This window comes from Geobacillus sp. Sah69 (assembly GCF_001414205.1).
Taxonomy (GTDB): Bacteria; Bacillota; Bacilli; order Bacillales; family Anoxybacillaceae; genus Geobacillus; species Geobacillus stearothermophilus.
This window is the reverse complement of the sequence record NZ_LLKS01000041.1, coordinates 1-15,980: the sequence shown is the minus strand read 5'-3', so window position 1 is coordinate 15,980 and position 15,980 is coordinate 1. Positions and strand designations below refer to the sequence as shown.

At 53.3% G+C, this 15,980-nt stretch carries 18 protein-coding genes and 3 pseudogenes; 12 read left to right on the top strand and 9 right to left on the bottom strand.

Going from position 1 to position 15,980, the window contains the following annotated elements:
- Window positions 1-240, top strand: a pseudogene (locus AP057_RS10930) (IS110 family transposase); the annotation flags it as partial.
- Between the two features lie 397 nt (window positions 241-637).
- The gene (locus AP057_RS10925) at window positions 638-2,110 is read left to right on the top strand and encodes an o-succinylbenzoate--CoA ligase (protein WP_011232344.1); all 1,473 of its coding nucleotides are present in this window, start codon (window positions 638-640) and stop codon (window positions 2,108-2,110) included.
- A gap of 194 nt (window positions 2,111-2,304) precedes the next feature.
- On the opposite strand, the gene AP057_RS10920 is transcribed toward AP057_RS10925, so the two are convergent.
- Together AP057_RS10920 and AP057_RS16430 are read right to left on the bottom strand one after the other, a co-directional pair.
- Window positions 2,305-2,502: a hypothetical protein gene (locus tag AP057_RS10920; protein WP_055358728.1), complete on the bottom strand. Its 198-nt coding sequence runs from the start codon at window positions 2,500-2,502 to the stop codon at window positions 2,305-2,307.
- A gap of 66 nt (window positions 2,503-2,568) precedes the next feature.
- A complete protein-coding gene (locus AP057_RS16430) occupies window positions 2,569-2,730 on the bottom strand; it encodes a DUF1540 domain-containing protein (RefSeq protein ID WP_064502500.1) in 162 nt (53 codons plus the stop codon).
- A 326-nt stretch (window positions 2,731-3,056) separates the two neighbouring features.
- Here AP057_RS16430 and AP057_RS10915 point away from each other — a divergent pair, with 326 nt between their 5' ends.
- From AP057_RS10915 to AP057_RS10900, 4 genes are all read left to right on the top strand, one after another.
- Window positions 3,057-3,347 (top strand): DUF2325 domain-containing protein, encoded by a 291-nt coding sequence (locus tag AP057_RS10915; RefSeq protein ID WP_013144398.1) that lies wholly within the window; start codon window positions 3,057-3,059, stop codon window positions 3,345-3,347.
- 18 nt (window positions 3,348-3,365) lie between these two features.
- Window positions 3,366-3,854: a hypothetical protein gene (locus AP057_RS10910; RefSeq protein ID WP_013524470.1), complete on the top strand. Its 489-nt coding sequence runs from the start codon at window positions 3,366-3,368 to the stop codon at window positions 3,852-3,854.
- A gap of 146 nt (window positions 3,855-4,000) precedes the next feature.
- A complete protein-coding gene (locus tag AP057_RS10905; RefSeq protein WP_049624993.1) occupies window positions 4,001-6,079 on the top strand; it encodes a hypothetical protein in 2,079 nt (692 codons plus the stop codon).
- A 96-nt stretch (window positions 6,080-6,175) separates the two neighbouring features.
- Window positions 6,176-8,134, top strand: a complete 1,959-nt coding sequence (locus AP057_RS10900) for a beta-propeller fold lactonase family protein (protein WP_049624994.1) — start codon at window positions 6,176-6,178, stop codon at window positions 8,132-8,134.
- Between the two features lie 216 nt (window positions 8,135-8,350).
- Here AP057_RS10900 and AP057_RS10895 read toward each other — a convergent pair whose 3' ends face one another.
- Window positions 8,351-9,337, bottom strand: coding sequence for a metal ABC transporter substrate-binding protein (locus tag AP057_RS10895; RefSeq protein ID WP_049624992.1), 987 nt, complete (start codon window positions 9,335-9,337; stop codon window positions 8,351-8,353).
- A 104-nt stretch (window positions 9,338-9,441) separates the two neighbouring features.
- The gene (gene yidD / locus AP057_RS10890; RefSeq protein ID WP_033014569.1) at window positions 9,442-9,687 is read right to left on the bottom strand and encodes a membrane protein insertion efficiency factor YidD; all 246 of its coding nucleotides are present in this window, start codon (window positions 9,685-9,687) and stop codon (window positions 9,442-9,444) included.
- 213 nt (window positions 9,688-9,900) lie between these two features.
- On the opposite strand from yidD, the gene AP057_RS10885 reads away from it, so the two are divergent.
- Complete coding sequence (locus AP057_RS10885; protein ID WP_011232335.1) at window positions 9,901-10,377, top strand: S-ribosylhomocysteine lyase; 477 nt, start codon at window positions 9,901-9,903, stop codon at window positions 10,375-10,377.
- A gap of 22 nt (window positions 10,378-10,399) precedes the next feature.
- On the opposite strand, the gene ytzI is transcribed toward AP057_RS10885, so the two are convergent.
- Window positions 10,400-10,561, bottom strand: coding sequence for a YtzI protein (ytzI, locus tag AP057_RS16425; protein ID WP_015375668.1), 162 nt, complete (start codon window positions 10,559-10,561; stop codon window positions 10,400-10,402).
- Between the two features lie 163 nt (window positions 10,562-10,724).
- Here ytzI and AP057_RS17295 point away from each other — a divergent pair, with 163 nt between their 5' ends.
- The 5 genes and pseudogenes from AP057_RS17295 (at window position 10,725) to ytkD (ending at window position 12,727) form a co-directional block, all read left to right on the top strand.
- Window positions 10,725-10,871 carry a hypothetical protein gene (locus AP057_RS17295; RefSeq protein ID WP_161804328.1) on the top strand — a complete coding sequence of 49 codons (147 nt, stop codon included), beginning with the start codon at window positions 10,725-10,727 and terminating at the stop codon, window positions 10,869-10,871.
- Window positions 10,867-11,091, top strand: a pseudogene (locus tag AP057_RS16420) (RNA-guided endonuclease TnpB family protein); the annotation flags it as partial. The gene AP057_RS17295 and the pseudogene AP057_RS16420, both read left to right, overlap by 5 nt.
- Before the next feature lie 194 nt (window positions 11,092-11,285).
- A complete protein-coding gene (locus AP057_RS10880; RefSeq protein ID WP_033014567.1) occupies window positions 11,286-11,726 on the top strand; it encodes a Dps family protein in 441 nt (146 codons plus the stop codon).
- A gap of 142 nt (window positions 11,727-11,868) precedes the next feature.
- Window positions 11,869-12,201 carry a hypothetical protein gene (locus AP057_RS10875; RefSeq protein WP_033014566.1) on the top strand — a complete coding sequence of 111 codons (333 nt, stop codon included), beginning with the start codon at window positions 11,869-11,871 and terminating at the stop codon, window positions 12,199-12,201.
- A 58-nt stretch (window positions 12,202-12,259) separates the two neighbouring features.
- Window positions 12,260-12,727, top strand: a complete 468-nt coding sequence (ytkD, locus tag AP057_RS10870) for an RNA deprotection pyrophosphohydrolase (RefSeq protein ID WP_047818907.1) — start codon at window positions 12,260-12,262, stop codon at window positions 12,725-12,727.
- A 115-nt stretch (window positions 12,728-12,842) separates the two neighbouring features.
- On the opposite strand, the gene AP057_RS10865 is transcribed toward ytkD, so the two are convergent.
- From AP057_RS10865 to AP057_RS10850, 4 genes and pseudogenes are all read right to left on the bottom strand, one after another.
- On the bottom strand, window positions 12,843-13,652 hold the full coding sequence (locus tag AP057_RS10865) for an ABC transporter permease (RefSeq protein WP_049625030.1): 810 nt from the start codon (window positions 13,650-13,652) through the stop codon (window positions 12,843-12,845).
- Window positions 13,636-14,427, bottom strand: a complete 792-nt coding sequence (locus tag AP057_RS10860) for an ABC transporter ATP-binding protein (protein WP_055358727.1) — start codon at window positions 14,425-14,427, stop codon at window positions 13,636-13,638. The genes AP057_RS10865 and AP057_RS10860 overlap by 17 nt, the downstream gene beginning before the upstream one ends.
- An 18-nt stretch (window positions 14,428-14,445) precedes the next feature.
- Window positions 14,446-15,132 (bottom strand): annotated as a pseudogene (locus AP057_RS10855) (ABC transporter substrate-binding protein); the annotation flags it as partial.
- Between the two features lie 17 nt (window positions 15,133-15,149).
- Window positions 15,150-15,980, bottom strand: an 831-nt coding sequence (locus AP057_RS10850) for a recombinase family protein (RefSeq protein WP_200910068.1), incomplete at its 5' end; no start/stop codon positions are given.

Sequence of the window (15,980 nt, the reverse complement as noted above, 5' to 3'; positions counted from 1 at the left end):
CGGTTGCGCTCGGTGCTGTTTCGGGCGATGATTCCGCTGATTCGGCAYAACGAGGCGTTTCGCGAGCTGCATGAGTATTATACGACCCGATCCGTCAATCCGCTGACCGGAAAGCAGTCCATCGTCGCCTTGTGCCGGAAGCTGTTGAATGTGCTGTTTGCGATTTGTACGAAGAAACAAGCGTTTGACGCGGAGCGAATGAAACAGGACGTCTTGTCCCAGGTGCAACGGGCGGCCTAAGGCCTCCCCCCTGCGAACGGAAGAATCGTTGGACAACGAGATGACACCGGAGAAGCTGGCGTGATTTYATCCATTCGACCTTGAGTCCCTAAAGGAGCTTGGCCGGCCTCCGCCTGATGACGAGACCGAACGAGGGAATGTTGGCGCGAAGACGCCCGGAGACATGGGAGGGTTCGTCCTCATCAGCGACGCGGAGATCCAAAGGGTGCATCGAATATGCTTCCCCCCCGCGGCAGGAAAATATAACCAGCCGTGGCCGCGAAGCGCACCCTAGGTCTGTAAAATATCCACAAAACTGAAAAAGGATGTAAGGGATTTTGTCGAAAAATATTTTTTGGACACCCCTGAGAGGCCGAAAAGCCTTGATAGATCAACATTTCTAGAGGGAGGACGCTAGATGACAACGATGCCAAACTGGCTGAAGCAGCGGGCGTTTTTAACCCCGGAGCGAATCGCCGTGAGCGACGGGCGGCGGACCAAAACGTTTGCCGAATTGTATGAAGCGGCTGCCGTCTGGGCGCGGCGCCTCGCTCAAGCAGGCGTCAAGGAAGGAGATATTGTCGCCTTGCTGATGAAAAATCGCATCGAGATGATCGAGATCATCCATGCGTTGTTTTTTCTCGGCGCCCGCGTCCTGCTGCAAAACGTGCGCCTTACGTCCTATGAGCTTGGCTGGCAGCTTGATGACAGCGGCGCGCGGCTTGCCATCGCCGATGAGGAGCTAGCCGGGAGCCTTGACGGCGATGGACGCGTTCTGACTGTGGGCGCGGTTGCCGCGCTTCCGGAAGTGGACGTCTCCTTAAAAGAAACGTGCGATTTGGAGGAAGTCGCCACGATCATGTATACGTCCGGGACGACCGGCACCCCGAAAGGCGTGCTGCAAACGTACGGCAACCACTGGTGGAGCGCGGTCGGCTCGGCGCTCAATTTAGGCTTGCATGAGCGCGACTGCTGGCTGGCCGCCGTGCCGCTGTTTCATATCAGCGGCCTGTCGATCGCCATGCGCAGCGTCATTTATGGCATGCCGATGCGGCTGCAAACGTCATTCGACCCAAAGGAAGCGAACGAATGGATCATGCGCGGCGACGTGACGATCATGTCGGTCGTGGCTGCCATGCTTCAGCGGATGGTGGCCGAGCTCGGGGAAGCGCGCTACCCCGATACGTTCCGCTGCATGCTGCTGGGGGGCGGGCCGGCGCCGCGCCCGCTGCTTGAGGCATGCAAAGAAAAGGGCATCCCGGTGTACCAGACATACGGGATGACGGAAACGGCGTCGCAAATCGCAACACTCGCGCCGGAATACAGTTTGACGAAGCTCGGTTCGGCCGGCAAGCCGCTTTTTCCGGCGGAGCTTTGCATCCTAAAAGACGGAAAGCCGGCTGCGCCGCATGAAGCGGGGGAAATTGTCGTCAAAGGGCCGAATGTGACAAAAGGATATTGGCAACGCCCGGAAGCGACGGCGCAAGCGATCCGCGGCGGCTGGTTTTTTACCGGCGATATCGGCTATCTTGATGAAGACGGATTTTTGTACGTCCTTGACCGCCGTTCTGACTTGATCATTTCCGGCGGCGAAAACGTCTATCCCGCTGAGGTGGAGGCGGTGCTGCTGTCGCATCCCGATGTGGAAGAAGCCGGGGTGACGGGCGTCGAGAATGAAACGTGGGGGCAAGTGCCGTATGCGTTCGTCCGCCTGAAACGCGGAGCGTCGCCAGACGAAGCGGCCCTTCGCGCGTTTTGCCGCGAGCGGCTGGCGAAATATAAAGTGCCGGCCCGCATTTACTTCGTCGACGAACTGCCGCGCAACGCCGCGCAAAAACTGCTGCGACGCGAACTGAAAAGGCTCATTCCAAAAACGGAACAAACCTTTTGATAGGAGTAAAAACGCCTGTTCGGAAGCAGAAAAGGCAGGGCCTCGCCTAAGTCGAGGTTCCTGCCTTTTTGCCGCTGCCATTCCCGCGGCGTTCCGACCGGGAGGCATGGCGTTCGCCGAATCGAAGCCCTTGCTTTTAGACCGCTGCGATCCAGCTTCATCCGTCCGCTTTGTCCCCTGTTGGAGGACGGCCCTCAAACGTCATCCATCCACCCGAGTTCAGCGGCCCGATGCGCGATGAGCCGTTCAATCTCAGGTGGGAGTTGATCAAACGAACCGAACTCATAATCCCACAAACGGGCGAAGGAGTCGATGCAAGCTGGGTATGTTCCTAAAGCGGCCCGCTTCATTTCCTTTTGGAACGCTTGAATGAGACTGGCGCGCTTGTCCACCGTCATCCCCCTCTAACGATGCAAGCGCCGCCCGCAACACCGGGCAGCGCTTTATTTGCTGAATCGTTACGCTTCATTGGAAGGAGTAAACGTTTTGCAGTCCGTTTCCGACGAATCAGACGCCATGTTTCCGGCATGGCTGACCACATAAATGGACTCCGCGCTGCAACGGTTCCCTTCCGCCCAATAATGGCAGTTGCGCACTTCGCAAAGAACATCTTTCGCCATGGTCATCCCCCTTGTCGTGATGAAATCGCCCGCGTCTATAGTTTGACGCATTTGCAGGCATTTTATCCATCTCTAATCGAGAAGACTCCCGCTTGGGATCAACGGAAGCAGGGGCAATCGACAGCTTCCATCATGGTTGTTCTCCCACGCCTCCCCAAATATAAAAGAAGGATTTCGTGCAGAAATGGCGTTTCCTTCTTTACCATCGTTGAAGCGGGGGCTCATCGCCCAAAAAAATGATGAAAATATCTCTTGTTATAATTGACATAGAAAATCATTCTCAATTAAAATAAAAAAGAAAGAAGCGAGCAAAGGAGGCTTTCGTGATGGCATCACTGCTTGTTGTCGGAGCCGATCATTTAGGCCATATTACCGATAAATTGGAGCGTTCCGGATTCCGGGAAATCATTCATCTCAATGGACGAAAAGTGAATATGGTGAAACGCGACATTCCGGAGCATGTCGACGCCATATTGGTCATGATCGATTACGTGAACCATAATTTGGCGAAGAAAGTGAAAGAGAAGGCGAAAAGCAAAGACAAGCCTATTTATTTTGCGAAACGGTCATGGAGCTCGATAAACGCCGTGTTGGAGCAGCTGGGAAAACATGCATGAACAAACAGGAGGCGAGCCATGGTGCCTATCCATCACGAGACGTTGGATGTCTGGCCGTATGCGTTGCGCCGGTTTCTTCGCCGCGTCATTCAAGCGTATTGCGACACCGCCCCTTCGCTGCGGTCGCCGCTTTGCTTGCTCCGGTTGATTGATCAGCACCGTTCGCTCCTTCCTTTGTCGATGTTTCCGACGCCGTTGCATTACGGACTTGTGTTGGCCAAGGTGACGGATCATTTGCTGCAGTTTTTCGGTTCGATGGAAGAGGCGGCATGCAAGCCGCTGCTGCTGGCGGACGGCGGATTGGGCGAAGAAGCGGATCGGGAGTTGTACATCGTTTACCGCGACCGGGTTCGTGTGCTGCTGTGGTGTGAGGAAGAGGAAGCCATTCGGCGATGCAAAGAAACGGCGTCGTCCTTATGCCGCAAAACAATCGGACGTTGTCCGAACGAACTGGAATGCTGCTTTTTATGGACGGGCGGACGCCGCATTGAGTGGATTCCGGCTTAAGGGAAGGAGAAGAGGCATGAAAAGCGTCTTTCTCGGGCGGAATGTGATGGAACGGATTCCGGCTTGAATGAAGGGGATCGCCGACGTATAATGAAATAGATTGAAAATGAAAATCGTTATTTTTAAATAAAATGGGGGAGCAAGTTATGAAACGCATGCCTTGGAAAATCATGGCCACGTCGGCGGCGGCCTCGCTGCTTTTGGCGTCCGGCTGTTCCGCCGTCGGGGAGAAAGAGAACGGCCGTTCAGCGGAAGCGCCGCGCCTGCACGTGCCGGTGGCGGACGATCATTTTGATACGGCCGGCAATATGTTTGCCTACTCGGAATTTGAACTTTCGGGCGAACCGCTCGCTGAAGGGCTCGGGCTTGATTTGGACACCCTTGACGCGAGAAAGCCGGATGAGCCGACGAAATTTGACTATACGGCCGGCATCGAGTCATACGAGTATTCCGAAGAAGCCATGTATGAGGTGACAGAAAAGTCAGGGCTCGGGCTCCATCTCATCAACGGCCCGATCGCCAAGCAACGGGCCGAACAGCGGCATAAGCCAGCCGATGAAGCACTCGCCGACCGTTTTTATGAGCTTGCGGACAGCGTCGGCTATCCGCGCGAGGAAATTTTCCGCAACATGTTCCCGACCTTCATCGAGTACGCCGGCGGCGATCCGCATTATGCGCAAAAGGTTGACACGGACGTGTACGCGGAAAATGACGACGGTACATACGTTCCCGTCTATCAAGTCGATTTCCAATCGCTTCGCTGGGATCGCGGAAAAATGGACAAAGTGCTCACGCCATCGGCTTACGGCGGTGTCTTTTTGAAGCAAGCGCTTTGGGCCGGCGACTTTTTGGGGAATTTTCATCAAAAAGACAGCGATGAAGAGGTGGAGGCGAAAACGCCAAACGACGATCAAAGCGGGAACGTCGCTCTTGGCGTCAGCTCCGCCGACGGGATGCAAGGGATGATTTTGACGGAACAAATATGGAACAAGCTGGCTTTTATCCGTGACCATTTATTTTATGATGCGAAGCAACAGGCGTTGACGAAGGCAGCCGGCAGCCGCTACAACCCAAGCGGGGGATTCGTCTATTTGCCGCACGCGGTGGAATTGGCTGAAGGGGGAAGCGAGCTGGCGCCGGATGCGGCGAAGTTGGTCGTCAAAGATCCCCGCAGCTTGCTTGAGGACCAATGGCTCATGCTATGGCCGGCGGCGGAGTTTTTCGGCATGACCGACCAGCGGCCGGAAAACAAAAACCAAAACCCCGCGTTTTTGGCCGTGTTTGACGGAAAACCGTTCCCGAAAGCGGCAAAAGAAAATGTGGATGCCGATCCAGCCAACGACCGCGTGGCCGACGACCCGTATTCCGTCAACCGCGACGTGCTGCTGCAAGTGTTTCGCAACATCGATGCCATGCATTTCAATGAAAAAGCGGGCGCGTTTGTGACCGAACATGACGGGCGAACGCAAGGAAATCGGGTCGATACGTTCCAAGCCGGCTATACAATGGAAGCGCTCCGCATCTTCGAACGGGCGATTGACGGGATGCCGGTCGGCTATGCGAGCGGAGAGAGCGCCAAAGGGCTTGGCACGCCGGAAGGAAAGCGGGCGCTTGAGCTCATCCGCCGGCAAGCGGATTTTATCATGCACAACTTGATGCGAAAAGACGGGCTTGTCGAAAACGGCTATACGATCGGCCAAGGGCCGGATCAAGACGAGCCGACGCTTCTTGCCCAGCTTGGTGCGATCCGCGGGCTTACGGCGGCGTTTTTGGCGACGAAAGACGAAGCGTACCGCGATGCGGCGCGCCTTGTTTATGAGGCGATGGACCGCCATTTTTGGGATCAAAAATGGCACGTGTACCATACGGGAGAAACAGAGGATAAGTACACCTCGTGGCTCGCCGGCGCGTTGTCGGGGGTGTTCCGCGTGGCGCTGCAAAACTTGAACAACGACCAAGCGGATGAGACGGCGAAATCCCTTGACCGCGAAACGATCATCTCCCGTTACGTCGACTTTTACGACCGAATCGTCGATGGCCCGACGCTTCAGGAAGGGATGCAGGCAAGTGAGTTTTGGGATACGGGAGATGTCTACATCAAAGGGAAAAAATTGGGCAACACTGACCGCGACCATGTGCCGCAAGTGCAGGCGGCCGGCGGCCCATACGGCGTGGCGCCGGTGTTGCGGACGGTCAAGGTCGATGTTGGATCCGGCAACAAATAACAGAAAGAAAGCGGCGAATACGACTGAGATTCGCTGCTTTTCTTTGTAAAATTGAGGATGGTTATCATTTTCGTGAAAAAACGGGGGAATATTGAAATGCGAAAATGGTGGTTCGCCGCGGCGATCGCCGCGCTGTTGGCCGGCTGTCAGGACGAAAAGGCATGGCATGAGCAGCCGAAAGTGGTCAGACACGCCCCGGCGCACGGCGACAACATCGCCGTAAGCAGCGACGGGCGCTATGTCTACACCGCCAACATCGATGTGGATACAGTGACAATCATCAACGCGAAAACCAAAACGAAGGAAGCGGAAATTCCCGTCGGCCGCGAACCACGCCAGCTGGCGCTCAGCCCGGATGGACGGACGCTGTATGTTTCCTGCATGTACGATGATGAAGTGGACGTCGTATCGCTTGACAAGCGGACAGTCGTCGACCGTTGGAAAACGGGGATCGAGCCGTTCGGCATCGTCACCAGTCCAGATGGGGAGGAAGTATATGTCGCCAACTACCGCTCGGGCACGGTCTCGGTGTTTGACGCTGAGAGCGGGAAGCGGACCAAAGACATCCAAGCGGGCGATCGGCCGCGGGCGCTGGCGCTGACAGCGGACGGAAGGAAGCTGTACGTGACGCAATATTTGGCGGCTAAAGTCACCGTGATTGACACAAAGAAACGGCGGGCGGTCAAGGAAATCGCCCTCGCCCCGTCGCCGGATAAAGCCGATCGAAAAAAGAGCCAAGGCATTCCGAACACGCTTGAGCAAATCGTCATCGCCCCGGACGGCAAAAAAGCGTATATTCCGCACTTATTGACGAACATCGATACGCCGATCCAATTTGAGGAAACGGTGTTTCCGGCCATCTCGGTCATTGATGTGACGAACGACGTTGAGTTGCCGGACGAGCGGAAAGAGCTGTTTGCCGCGATCAATGTCACTGATGTTCATAACGAGACGATCATCGTCTCCAATCCGTACGATGTGGCGTTTTCCCCGGACGGCGGCAAAGCGTACGCGGTCATGTCTGGAAGCGAGGACCTCGTCGTCTTTGACTTGCGCCGCGGCGGCAAGGCGACGCAAATTTTGCGACGCATCCACGGCAACAATCCGCGCGGGATCGCGATTTCGCCGGATGGGAAGACGCTTTACGTCCACAACGCCATGAGCCATGATTTGGCCGTGATCAAAACCGGAGGAAAAAGCCCATATGCGAAAGCGAAGCAGGAGAGCGGCACGATCCGCCTCATTGCGAAAGATTCGCTCTCCCCGCTCGTGCGTGAAGGAAAAACGATCTTTTACAGCGCCAACAGCGACGAGTTTGCCATCAACATTACAGGAAACAATTGGATGAGCTGCGCTTCGTGCCATAGCGACGGCGACATCAACGGCTTGACGCTCATGACGGCGAAAGGGCCGCGCAACGTGCCGAGCAATATTTTGGCGACGAAAACCGGGCTGTTTATGTGGGATGGTTCGCGCGACGATTTTACCGACTACATTCATACGGTGCAAGGCGAGATGGGCGGCATGACGGCGATCGACCCGTCCAAGCCGCTGCCGCCGAACGTCCAGCATATGTTTGACGCCATTCTCGCCTACTTGAACGACCCGCGTTCGTTCCCCGTGCCGAAAAGCCCGTATCGAAAGGCGGACGGCAGCTTGACGGCGGAAGCGAAGGAAGGGGAGCGCCTGTTTAACGGGAAAGGGAATTGCTTAAGCTGCCATGGGGGCGAGTATTTCACCGACAGCGTCAAGGCGGTCGGGCCTGACGGGAAATTGACGACTGCCAATACCGCCTACTTGCACGATATCGGCACGGCCAATCCGAAGGACCGCGCCTCCAAAGGCGACGCCCGCGCCCGGTTCACAAACCCGCGGACGCCCAAACAGTGGGATACGCCGACGCTGCGCGGCGTATGGGCGACAGCCCCGTATTTGCATGACGGCAGCGCGAAAACGATCGAGGAAGCAATCCGGCGCCATCGGACGAAAGAAATGCAAACATTGACGCCGGGAGAAATTGCGGCCATTGCGGCCTATGTCCGCTCGCTGCAATAGTGAGAGTGATGGGTGAGGAAAAGGGTGCTTTTCTTTCTGCAGGGCAGAAGATCGCACGTCATAAAGGAAGGTGTCCCACGCGTGTTGGGGACACCTTTTTCCTTGTTGTTTTGGCCGTACATAGCGCTTATCGTGCATAAACAAACGCCAGAAATAGACGAAGCCGGGAAACAAAATGAGAAAGCCCACGAATCGAAAGAGGCAGGCGGTTGTATTTCAATAAAGGGCTTTTTGCAGCACGTGGAGATTCTCGGCCATAAGAGCAAAGTAATCTTTGTGGGCTTTTCGATCTTCATCGGTCAGCGATTCCAAGTTATGCAGACGGAGCGGCTTGGCGCCGATTTCGTTCTGAATCACTTCCGCCGTTTTGGGACGAACATTTTGTTCGAAAATGACATAGCGGATGTGATGCTGTTTGGCTGTCTGGATGAGCTGAGTCAGCTCTTTTTGCGATGGTTCGTTGCTCGGAGAAAGCCCGGAAACACTCAGCTGTTTGATTCCGTAGCGGTCTTCCCAATATCCGTAAGCTTGATGGGAAACGAGTATCTCTTTTCTGGGAGCTTTCTCCACTGTTGAACGGAATTGCCCGTCAAGGCGCTCGAGTTTCATCTTTAACGTTTCAAAGTTTTGCATAAACAGGTCTTTTTTTTCAGGTTTCAGTTCCATCAGCAAATCGCGGATGTTCTCGGCGATCGAAATGGATCGGATGGGGTCAAGCCATACGTGAGGATCTTTGTCTCCGTGTTCATGGCCATGTTCTTCCTCATGTCCCTCTCCGTGTTCATCTTTGTGCCCTTCGCCATGCGCATGCTCCTGTTCATGGTTCGATTCAAGCAATTCGATGCCGTTTGTGGCAACGAGAAATCGGACGTGCTCATTTTGTAATGTTTCCTGCAGTTTTTCGGCGAACGGTTCCATCCCGTGGCCAATGTAAATGAAGGCGTCCGCATCGGCAATCTGCTGCACGGTTTTGGTTGTCGGTTCGAACGTATGGGATTCCACTCCCGGCGGGTAAACGCTTTTGACGTTCACGGCGTCGCCGCCGATTTTTTTCGTAAAGTCTTCAAGCGGATAGACGGTTGTATAAATCGTCAATGGGTCGTTCGATGTTTGGGCCTTATGTGCCTCCGGTTTTGCTTGGCAGCCGTATAGCCAGGCGCTTGCCGCCAAAAGGAAAGACAAAAGAATGGATGGTAGTCTCATATTGAACTCCTTTCTGGGCTCAAGGATGTCCGCATTTATTATATCGTAATCATTACGATTTACAGGATTAATCATATAAAAAAATCAAGCAAATGGCAAGGCCATTAAGTGATTTTGTTTCTTTTCACATGTTCTGATGATTCAGGAACAGGATCAAAACCGCCCGGATGGAACGGATGGCATTTCAAAATGCGCTTCGCCGTCAGCCATCCCCCTTTTATGGCGCCAAAGCGCCGGATCGCTTCGATGCCATAGTTCGAGCAGGTCGGATAAAAGCGGCATGTCGGCGGCTTGAGCGGAGAAAGAAAGCGTTGATAAAAGCGGATGCACCAAATCAGCCATTGGCCCATGTACAGTTCTCCTTTCTGTGATCATCATGATTACAATAGAACAAACCGTTCTTTTGTTCAAGAAAAACAACTGTCGTTCGCTCGGAAGGGAGCGCCGACTCAGCCTTGCTTTTTGGGCATAGACGCCAAGCCGAACGAGAGGCAAAAAAGATGCGGAACGTTCCTCGTCTTGGTTATGATAAAAAAGAGAATAAATAACTAGGAGTGATTGACATGCCTTCACCGGTGGAAAGCTTTGAATTGGATCATTGCGCGGTCAAAGCGCCGTACGTTCGGCATTGCGGCGTTCACAAAGTCGGCAGCGACGGCGTCGTCAATAAGTTTGACATCCGTTTTTGCCAACCGAACAAAGAGGCGATGGATCCGGCCGCGATTCATACGCTCGAGCACCTGCTTGCGTATACGCTGCGCCGACATGCGGCCAAATATGATCATTTCGATATTATCGACATCTCGCCGATGGGCTGCCAAACCGGGTTTTATCTTGTCGTGAGCGGCTCGCCAACCGTGGACGAGATCATTGATTTGTTGGAAGAAGCCATGAAGGACGCGCTCGCCGCGACGGAAGTGCCAGCCGCGACCGAGCGGCAATGCGGCCAAGCGAAGCTGCATGATCTAGAGGCGGCCAAACAGCTGATGCGCTTTTGGCTTTCGCAAGAGAAAGAAGAGTTGAAAAAGGTGTTTGGTTGATGAACAAGCCAGCCCCGCGCCGCTACTGCGGCTGCTTCGGGCCGGCTTGTTGTTCGCCGCCGTGTTCATTCGGGTGCGGATCGACCGTATGCTTGTAGGCATACGCTTTGGACGTCGTGACGACCGCCAGCACGAGAACGACAGCGGCGATGATGAGGCAAACGATCAAGGTCCAGTACATCATGACGCCCGCCTTTTTTCTTTTTATCTTAATTAGGCGAGAAGACTCCCACTTCAACGAAGCGAAGCGGAGTAAGTGGGAGATGAATCGCCTTAACTATATTTTGCTGAAAATAGGATAGATTCAGTAAAATATAGTATAATATAGTTAGATGGGAGGTGAAAAAATGTATTTTTGTATCAAACAACAGCTAAATGGTTTGACCAAAGAAGAATACTTGACTCTTCGAGAACTGTGCCATATTGCCAAGAACATGTACAACGTCGGATTGTACAATGTCAGACAATACTATTTTGAACACAAGGAATTTTGACGGCGATGAGATTCCTGAATATAATGCCGACAATCCAAAAGAATATAAGTTCAGCGGCAAACGTATTAAGCGCGGCTTGTATCGAACAAAGTCTGGCAAACTAATTAATGCTGATGTCAATGGCGCATTAAACATCTTAAAGAAAAGTAAAGCTGTAGACCTGAGTGTCTTATGCTCTAGCGGCGAAGTGGACACGCCTCAAAGAATAAGGATTGCTTGAAGCAGTCAAACTTCTTTGGAAGCCCCCACTTCAAATTTTCGCTAGAAAATTAAGTGGGGGTAGTTCACTATACCATATCTGGCAGAGCTGGCGTTCATATTTCCGGTGAAATCGGGCAAGCTATCCATCGACACATTTTCCATGTTTCATCAACAAGCCAGCTGGGTACAAGAACCATAAGGAGGAGTGAGAGGATGACAACTCGACTGATCGATCTTGTCAACAAGCAAATCGCCAACTGGACTGTGTTGTACGTGAAATTGCACAACTATCATTGGTATGTCACCGGGCCGCAGTTTTTCACGCTGCATGAAAAATTCGAAGAGCTGTACAACGAAGCCGCGATCCACATTGACGCACTGGCCGAGCGGCTGTTGGCCTTGGGTGGCAAACCTGTGGCGACGATGAAAGACTGCCTCAAGCAGGCGTCCGTCAAAGAAGCAGCCGGGACGGAAACGGCGGAGCAAATGGTCGCTTCGATTGTCGGCGACTTTGAAACGATGATCGGCGAATTGAAGGAAGGCATGCAGCTGGCGGATGAAGTGAACGATGAAACGACGGGGGATATGCTGCTTGGCATTCATCGCAGCTTGGAAAAACACGTCTGGATGTTGAAATCGTTCTTAGGACGATAAGAATGAGGAGGCTGTCCTCAGGCCGGGGGACGGCCTTTTGCTTCGTGCAAGGCGATCGAGCTGTTGAAAGATGAAATAAAATGAGCATAGTTTTCCCCGATTGCCCCACACTAAGCAAAAAGAGCAGAAGGAGTGAACGAAGGTGGCAGACGAACGGAAAAAGACGTATTACGTGTCGATGGCAACCGGGGAAATTTCCCAATTGAAAACCGCGTCGCCGTGGGACTTTCAAATCGAGGCGACTGATGAGGAAATCGCCCGCCTGCGCGAGTATTTCGACCAGAACTACTCGACCGACTGGCAGGCGTTTTGGCGTGCCCACGTGCCGTATATTCAATACCATTACGACCGGGAAAACGATGCGTACGACCGGACGATGGTCGACATTTACAAAATGATTTATGAGCTCGGCAACGACGAAGCGAAAGCACACATCCGCTCGATAGGCATTCTTCCGGACGAAAAAGAAGAGTAAACGCCGCGAGTCGAGCGGCGTTTTTCTGTATAATGGGGAGAGGAAAGGGGAGAGTCCGATGCATGAATTTCGCGATTATTACGGACATCGCGTTCGGCTGGCCTTTGCGGATCATCCGTTTTCCCCCTCCCCCGGGCATGTATGGGTCATTTGCCGCTATGGCGGGCGATGGCTGTTGACGGATCATCCGCGCCGCGGCCTTGAGTTTCCCGGCGGCAAGGTGGAAGAAGGGGAAACAGCGGCGGAAGCCGCGGCCCGCGAAGTGATGGAAGAAACGGGGGGAATTGTCGGCCGGCTCGAATACATCGGCCAATATAAAGTGGAGCCGGATATCGTGAAAAACATTTATTTTGCCGACATCGCTGCGCTCGTCGAGCGGGGGTCGTATTTGGAAACGAACGGTCCGGTGCTGCTTGAGGCGCTGCCGGATGACATCCGCGCCGATCAGCGTTTCAGCTATTTCATGAAAGATGACGTGCTTTCACTGGCGCTTGCCAAGTTGAAACAGCGCGGGCTGATCGATTGAAAAGGGGCGCCGATCGGCGGCTCCCGAAGATGGGCTTCCCAAAAGCGGCGGATGCCGGCTCATTGGGACGACAGGAATGAAACGAGACGCCCGTCAACATTCGGCGAGCGTCCCGCTAGCGGCGGTTTCCCCATTTTTTTTCGATCAAGGCGACAAGCTGATACATAATGGTCGACAGCAAGGCGACGATGAGCAGGCTCATCAACACAAGCGTGAAGTTGAACACTTGGAAGCCGTAAATGATTAAATACCCAAGCCCTTGCTTGGAGATGAGAAACTCGCCGGTGATGACGCCGACCCAAGCGAGGCCGACGTTCACTTTCAACGTCGAAATGATCGCCGGGAACGACGCCGGCAGCACCGCCTCTTGAAAGCATTGGTAGCGGGTGGCGCCGAACGTCCGCAGCACTTTCAAATAGTTCGGATTAACTTCTTGGAACGCCGAATAGACGACAATCGTTGTGATGATGACCGAAATGACGACGCCCATGGCGATAATCGACGTAAATCCCGGCCCAAGTGCGACGATCAAAATCGGCCCGAGGGCGACTTTCGGCATGGCGTTGAAGACGACCAAATATGGATCGAGCGTTTTCGCCAGGCGCGGAAACCACCAGAGGACCGCGCCGATGAGCGCCCCGCCGGCGGTGCCGATCAGAAAGCCGAGCAACGTTTCAAACAATGTCGCCCACGTGTGGACAAACAGTGAATGATCGCCGAGTTTTTCGCCAAACAGCTTGGCGATGGCGGAGGGCGAACTGAATAGGAGCGGATCGACCCAATGGAAGCGGCTCGCCGCTTCCCAGACGGCGAAAAAGGCGACAAGTAGCGCCGTCTGCCAAAGGCGGATCACTCGCCGCTCTTTGCGCAATGCGGCGAGGTATTCACGGTGCAGCGACTGGATGCGGTCAGGAGCTTGATTCAAGAGCCTCCATCTCCTTCCAAATGGATTGGAACAATGGCGAAAACGCCGGATGCTGGCGGGCGGCAAGCGGCGGGCGGCTGCGCAGTTCATCCGGGATGACAAACGTCCGCACAAGGCGCCCAGGGCGCGGCGAAAACAAGAAAATGCGATCGCTCATGGCGATGGCTTCTTCGATGTCATGGGTGACGAGCACCGCTGTTTTTTCGTATTGTTTTAACGTCTTCCAAACGAGTTCTTCCAGTTTCAGCTTTGTTTGTTGATCGAGGGCGGAAAACGGTTCATCAAGCAAAAGCAGCTTCGGGTCGGTCGCCAACGTGCGCACGAGCGCCGCACGCTGGCGCATGCCGCCGGACAGCTGGCTCGGGTAATACGACTCGACGCCGGCTAGGCCGATCTCCGCCAGCAGAGCGAGCGCCCGTTCTTTGGTTTGAGCAGTTAGCGTTCTAGTCATTTTTAAGCCGAGAAGGATGTTTTCTTCGATTGTTTTCCATGGGAATAGGTAGTCTTGCTGAAGCATGTAGCCGACCGCGCGCCGCGCCGTCGGCGCGGCCATTCCGCTCGGCCAAATCGGTTGGCCTTCGATGTGGACCGCCCCTTCCGTCGGTTCAATCAGCCCAGCGATGATGGACAAAAGCGTCGTTTTGCCGCAGCCGCTTGGGCCGAGAAAGGAGACAAATTCTCCTTTCTCGACGGACAGCGACACATCATCGAGTGCAGTGACAGCGGTCGTTTTTGTCAAATACGTGTGCGAAAGGCGGTCGATGGCAAGAAACATTTCGTTCACCTGCTTTCGTCACTTGTTCATCGCGTTTTTGGCAAACGACGAATCAACAAGCGTGTTCAGGTCGATGCGCTTCGGCAGCTCGCCGGCTTCGGCCATAATGGTTTGCAAGTTGTTCCATTCTTCTTCATCCAAAATCGGATCGGTCGCATAGGTCCCTTGGCTTTTGTAGCGCTCAACCACTTTTTCGATGATGGCCGAGTCCGTGTCCTTAAAGTACGGTTGAATGGCTTTGGCAATTTCAGCTGCGCTGTGCGATTCGACCCATTGCTGCGCTTTGTAGATCGCGCGCGTAAATTTTTCAATCACGTCTTTGTTTTCGTTCATGTAGCTTCGTTTTGCCATATACGACGTGTACGGCACGCGCCCGGATTCGGTGCCGAATGAAGCGACGATATAGCCTTTCCCTTCTTGTTCAAAAATGCTCGCTGTTGGCTCAAACAGCTGGACGAAATCGCCGGTGCCGCTCGCAAAGGCGTTGGCGATATTGGCGAAATCGACGTTTTGAATGAGATGCAAATCGTTGTGCGGGTCAATGCCGTGTTTTTTCAGCACAAACTCGCCGACCATCTGCGGCATGCCGCCTTTCCGTTGGCCGAGGAACGTGCTTCCTTTCAACATCTCCCATGTAAAGTGGCCGATTTTTTTGCGCGAGACGAGAAACGTTCCGTCCGTCTGGGTCAGTTGCCCAATCTTAACTTTCACACAGGTTAGAATTATTTCAAGGTGTAGTCGATCGTGAGCTTCTTGAGTTTCCCTTTCTCCCTAGAGATCACAATCTTTTCGAAAATGCTGAACAGCAGTTCCTTTTTGGTGAAGTCATTCGCTTGGTTGAATTGCTCCTTAAAATCGGCCATGGCACTCAATCGGTTGTATTTTTCTTCGACCGGCTCTTGTTCCTCCGGCTCGACCTCGCTCAACTTTTGATAAATTTCTTCCTCCTTTTTGTTTAATTCGTTAATTTTAGCGAACAGATCCTCTTTCGGGATCGGATTGTTTTCATCCATATACAAGTCGTACCATTTTTCTTTCTGCCTTTTGATTTTCTCCAGTTCCTTCATCAGAGCAGAGATGTCGACTGATTCCTGCTCGTTGTATCGATTGGTGAACTTGGACATAAAATATTCTTTCGAGGTGATGAGCAACTGGATTTCATCGAGTAAGGGCTCTAAAATGTTTTTCTCATTGGTAATTCGATTGCACTTGGTGCAACGGTAGTATATCTTTTGTTCACGCTTATCGAAAGACCCCTGCATTTTATGTTCACCGCAATTTCCGCAATGCAAAAGACCGGTGAGCAAAAACTTTCCTACCCTTGTGCGGTCAACTTTCTTCTTCTCCCTTTCTTTCTGTGCTTTTCGGAACAACGCTTCGCTAATGATCGGCGGATGATTGTTCAAGACAACTTTATTCCCCCATCTATATGTGCCGATATAGATGTCATTGGTTAGAATGTCGCGCACGGAGTTGTGATTCCATTCTTTTGCAATCCGAGGTTTGATTCCTAATTCATTTAGACGCTTCGCGATACTGTGGTATCCATACCC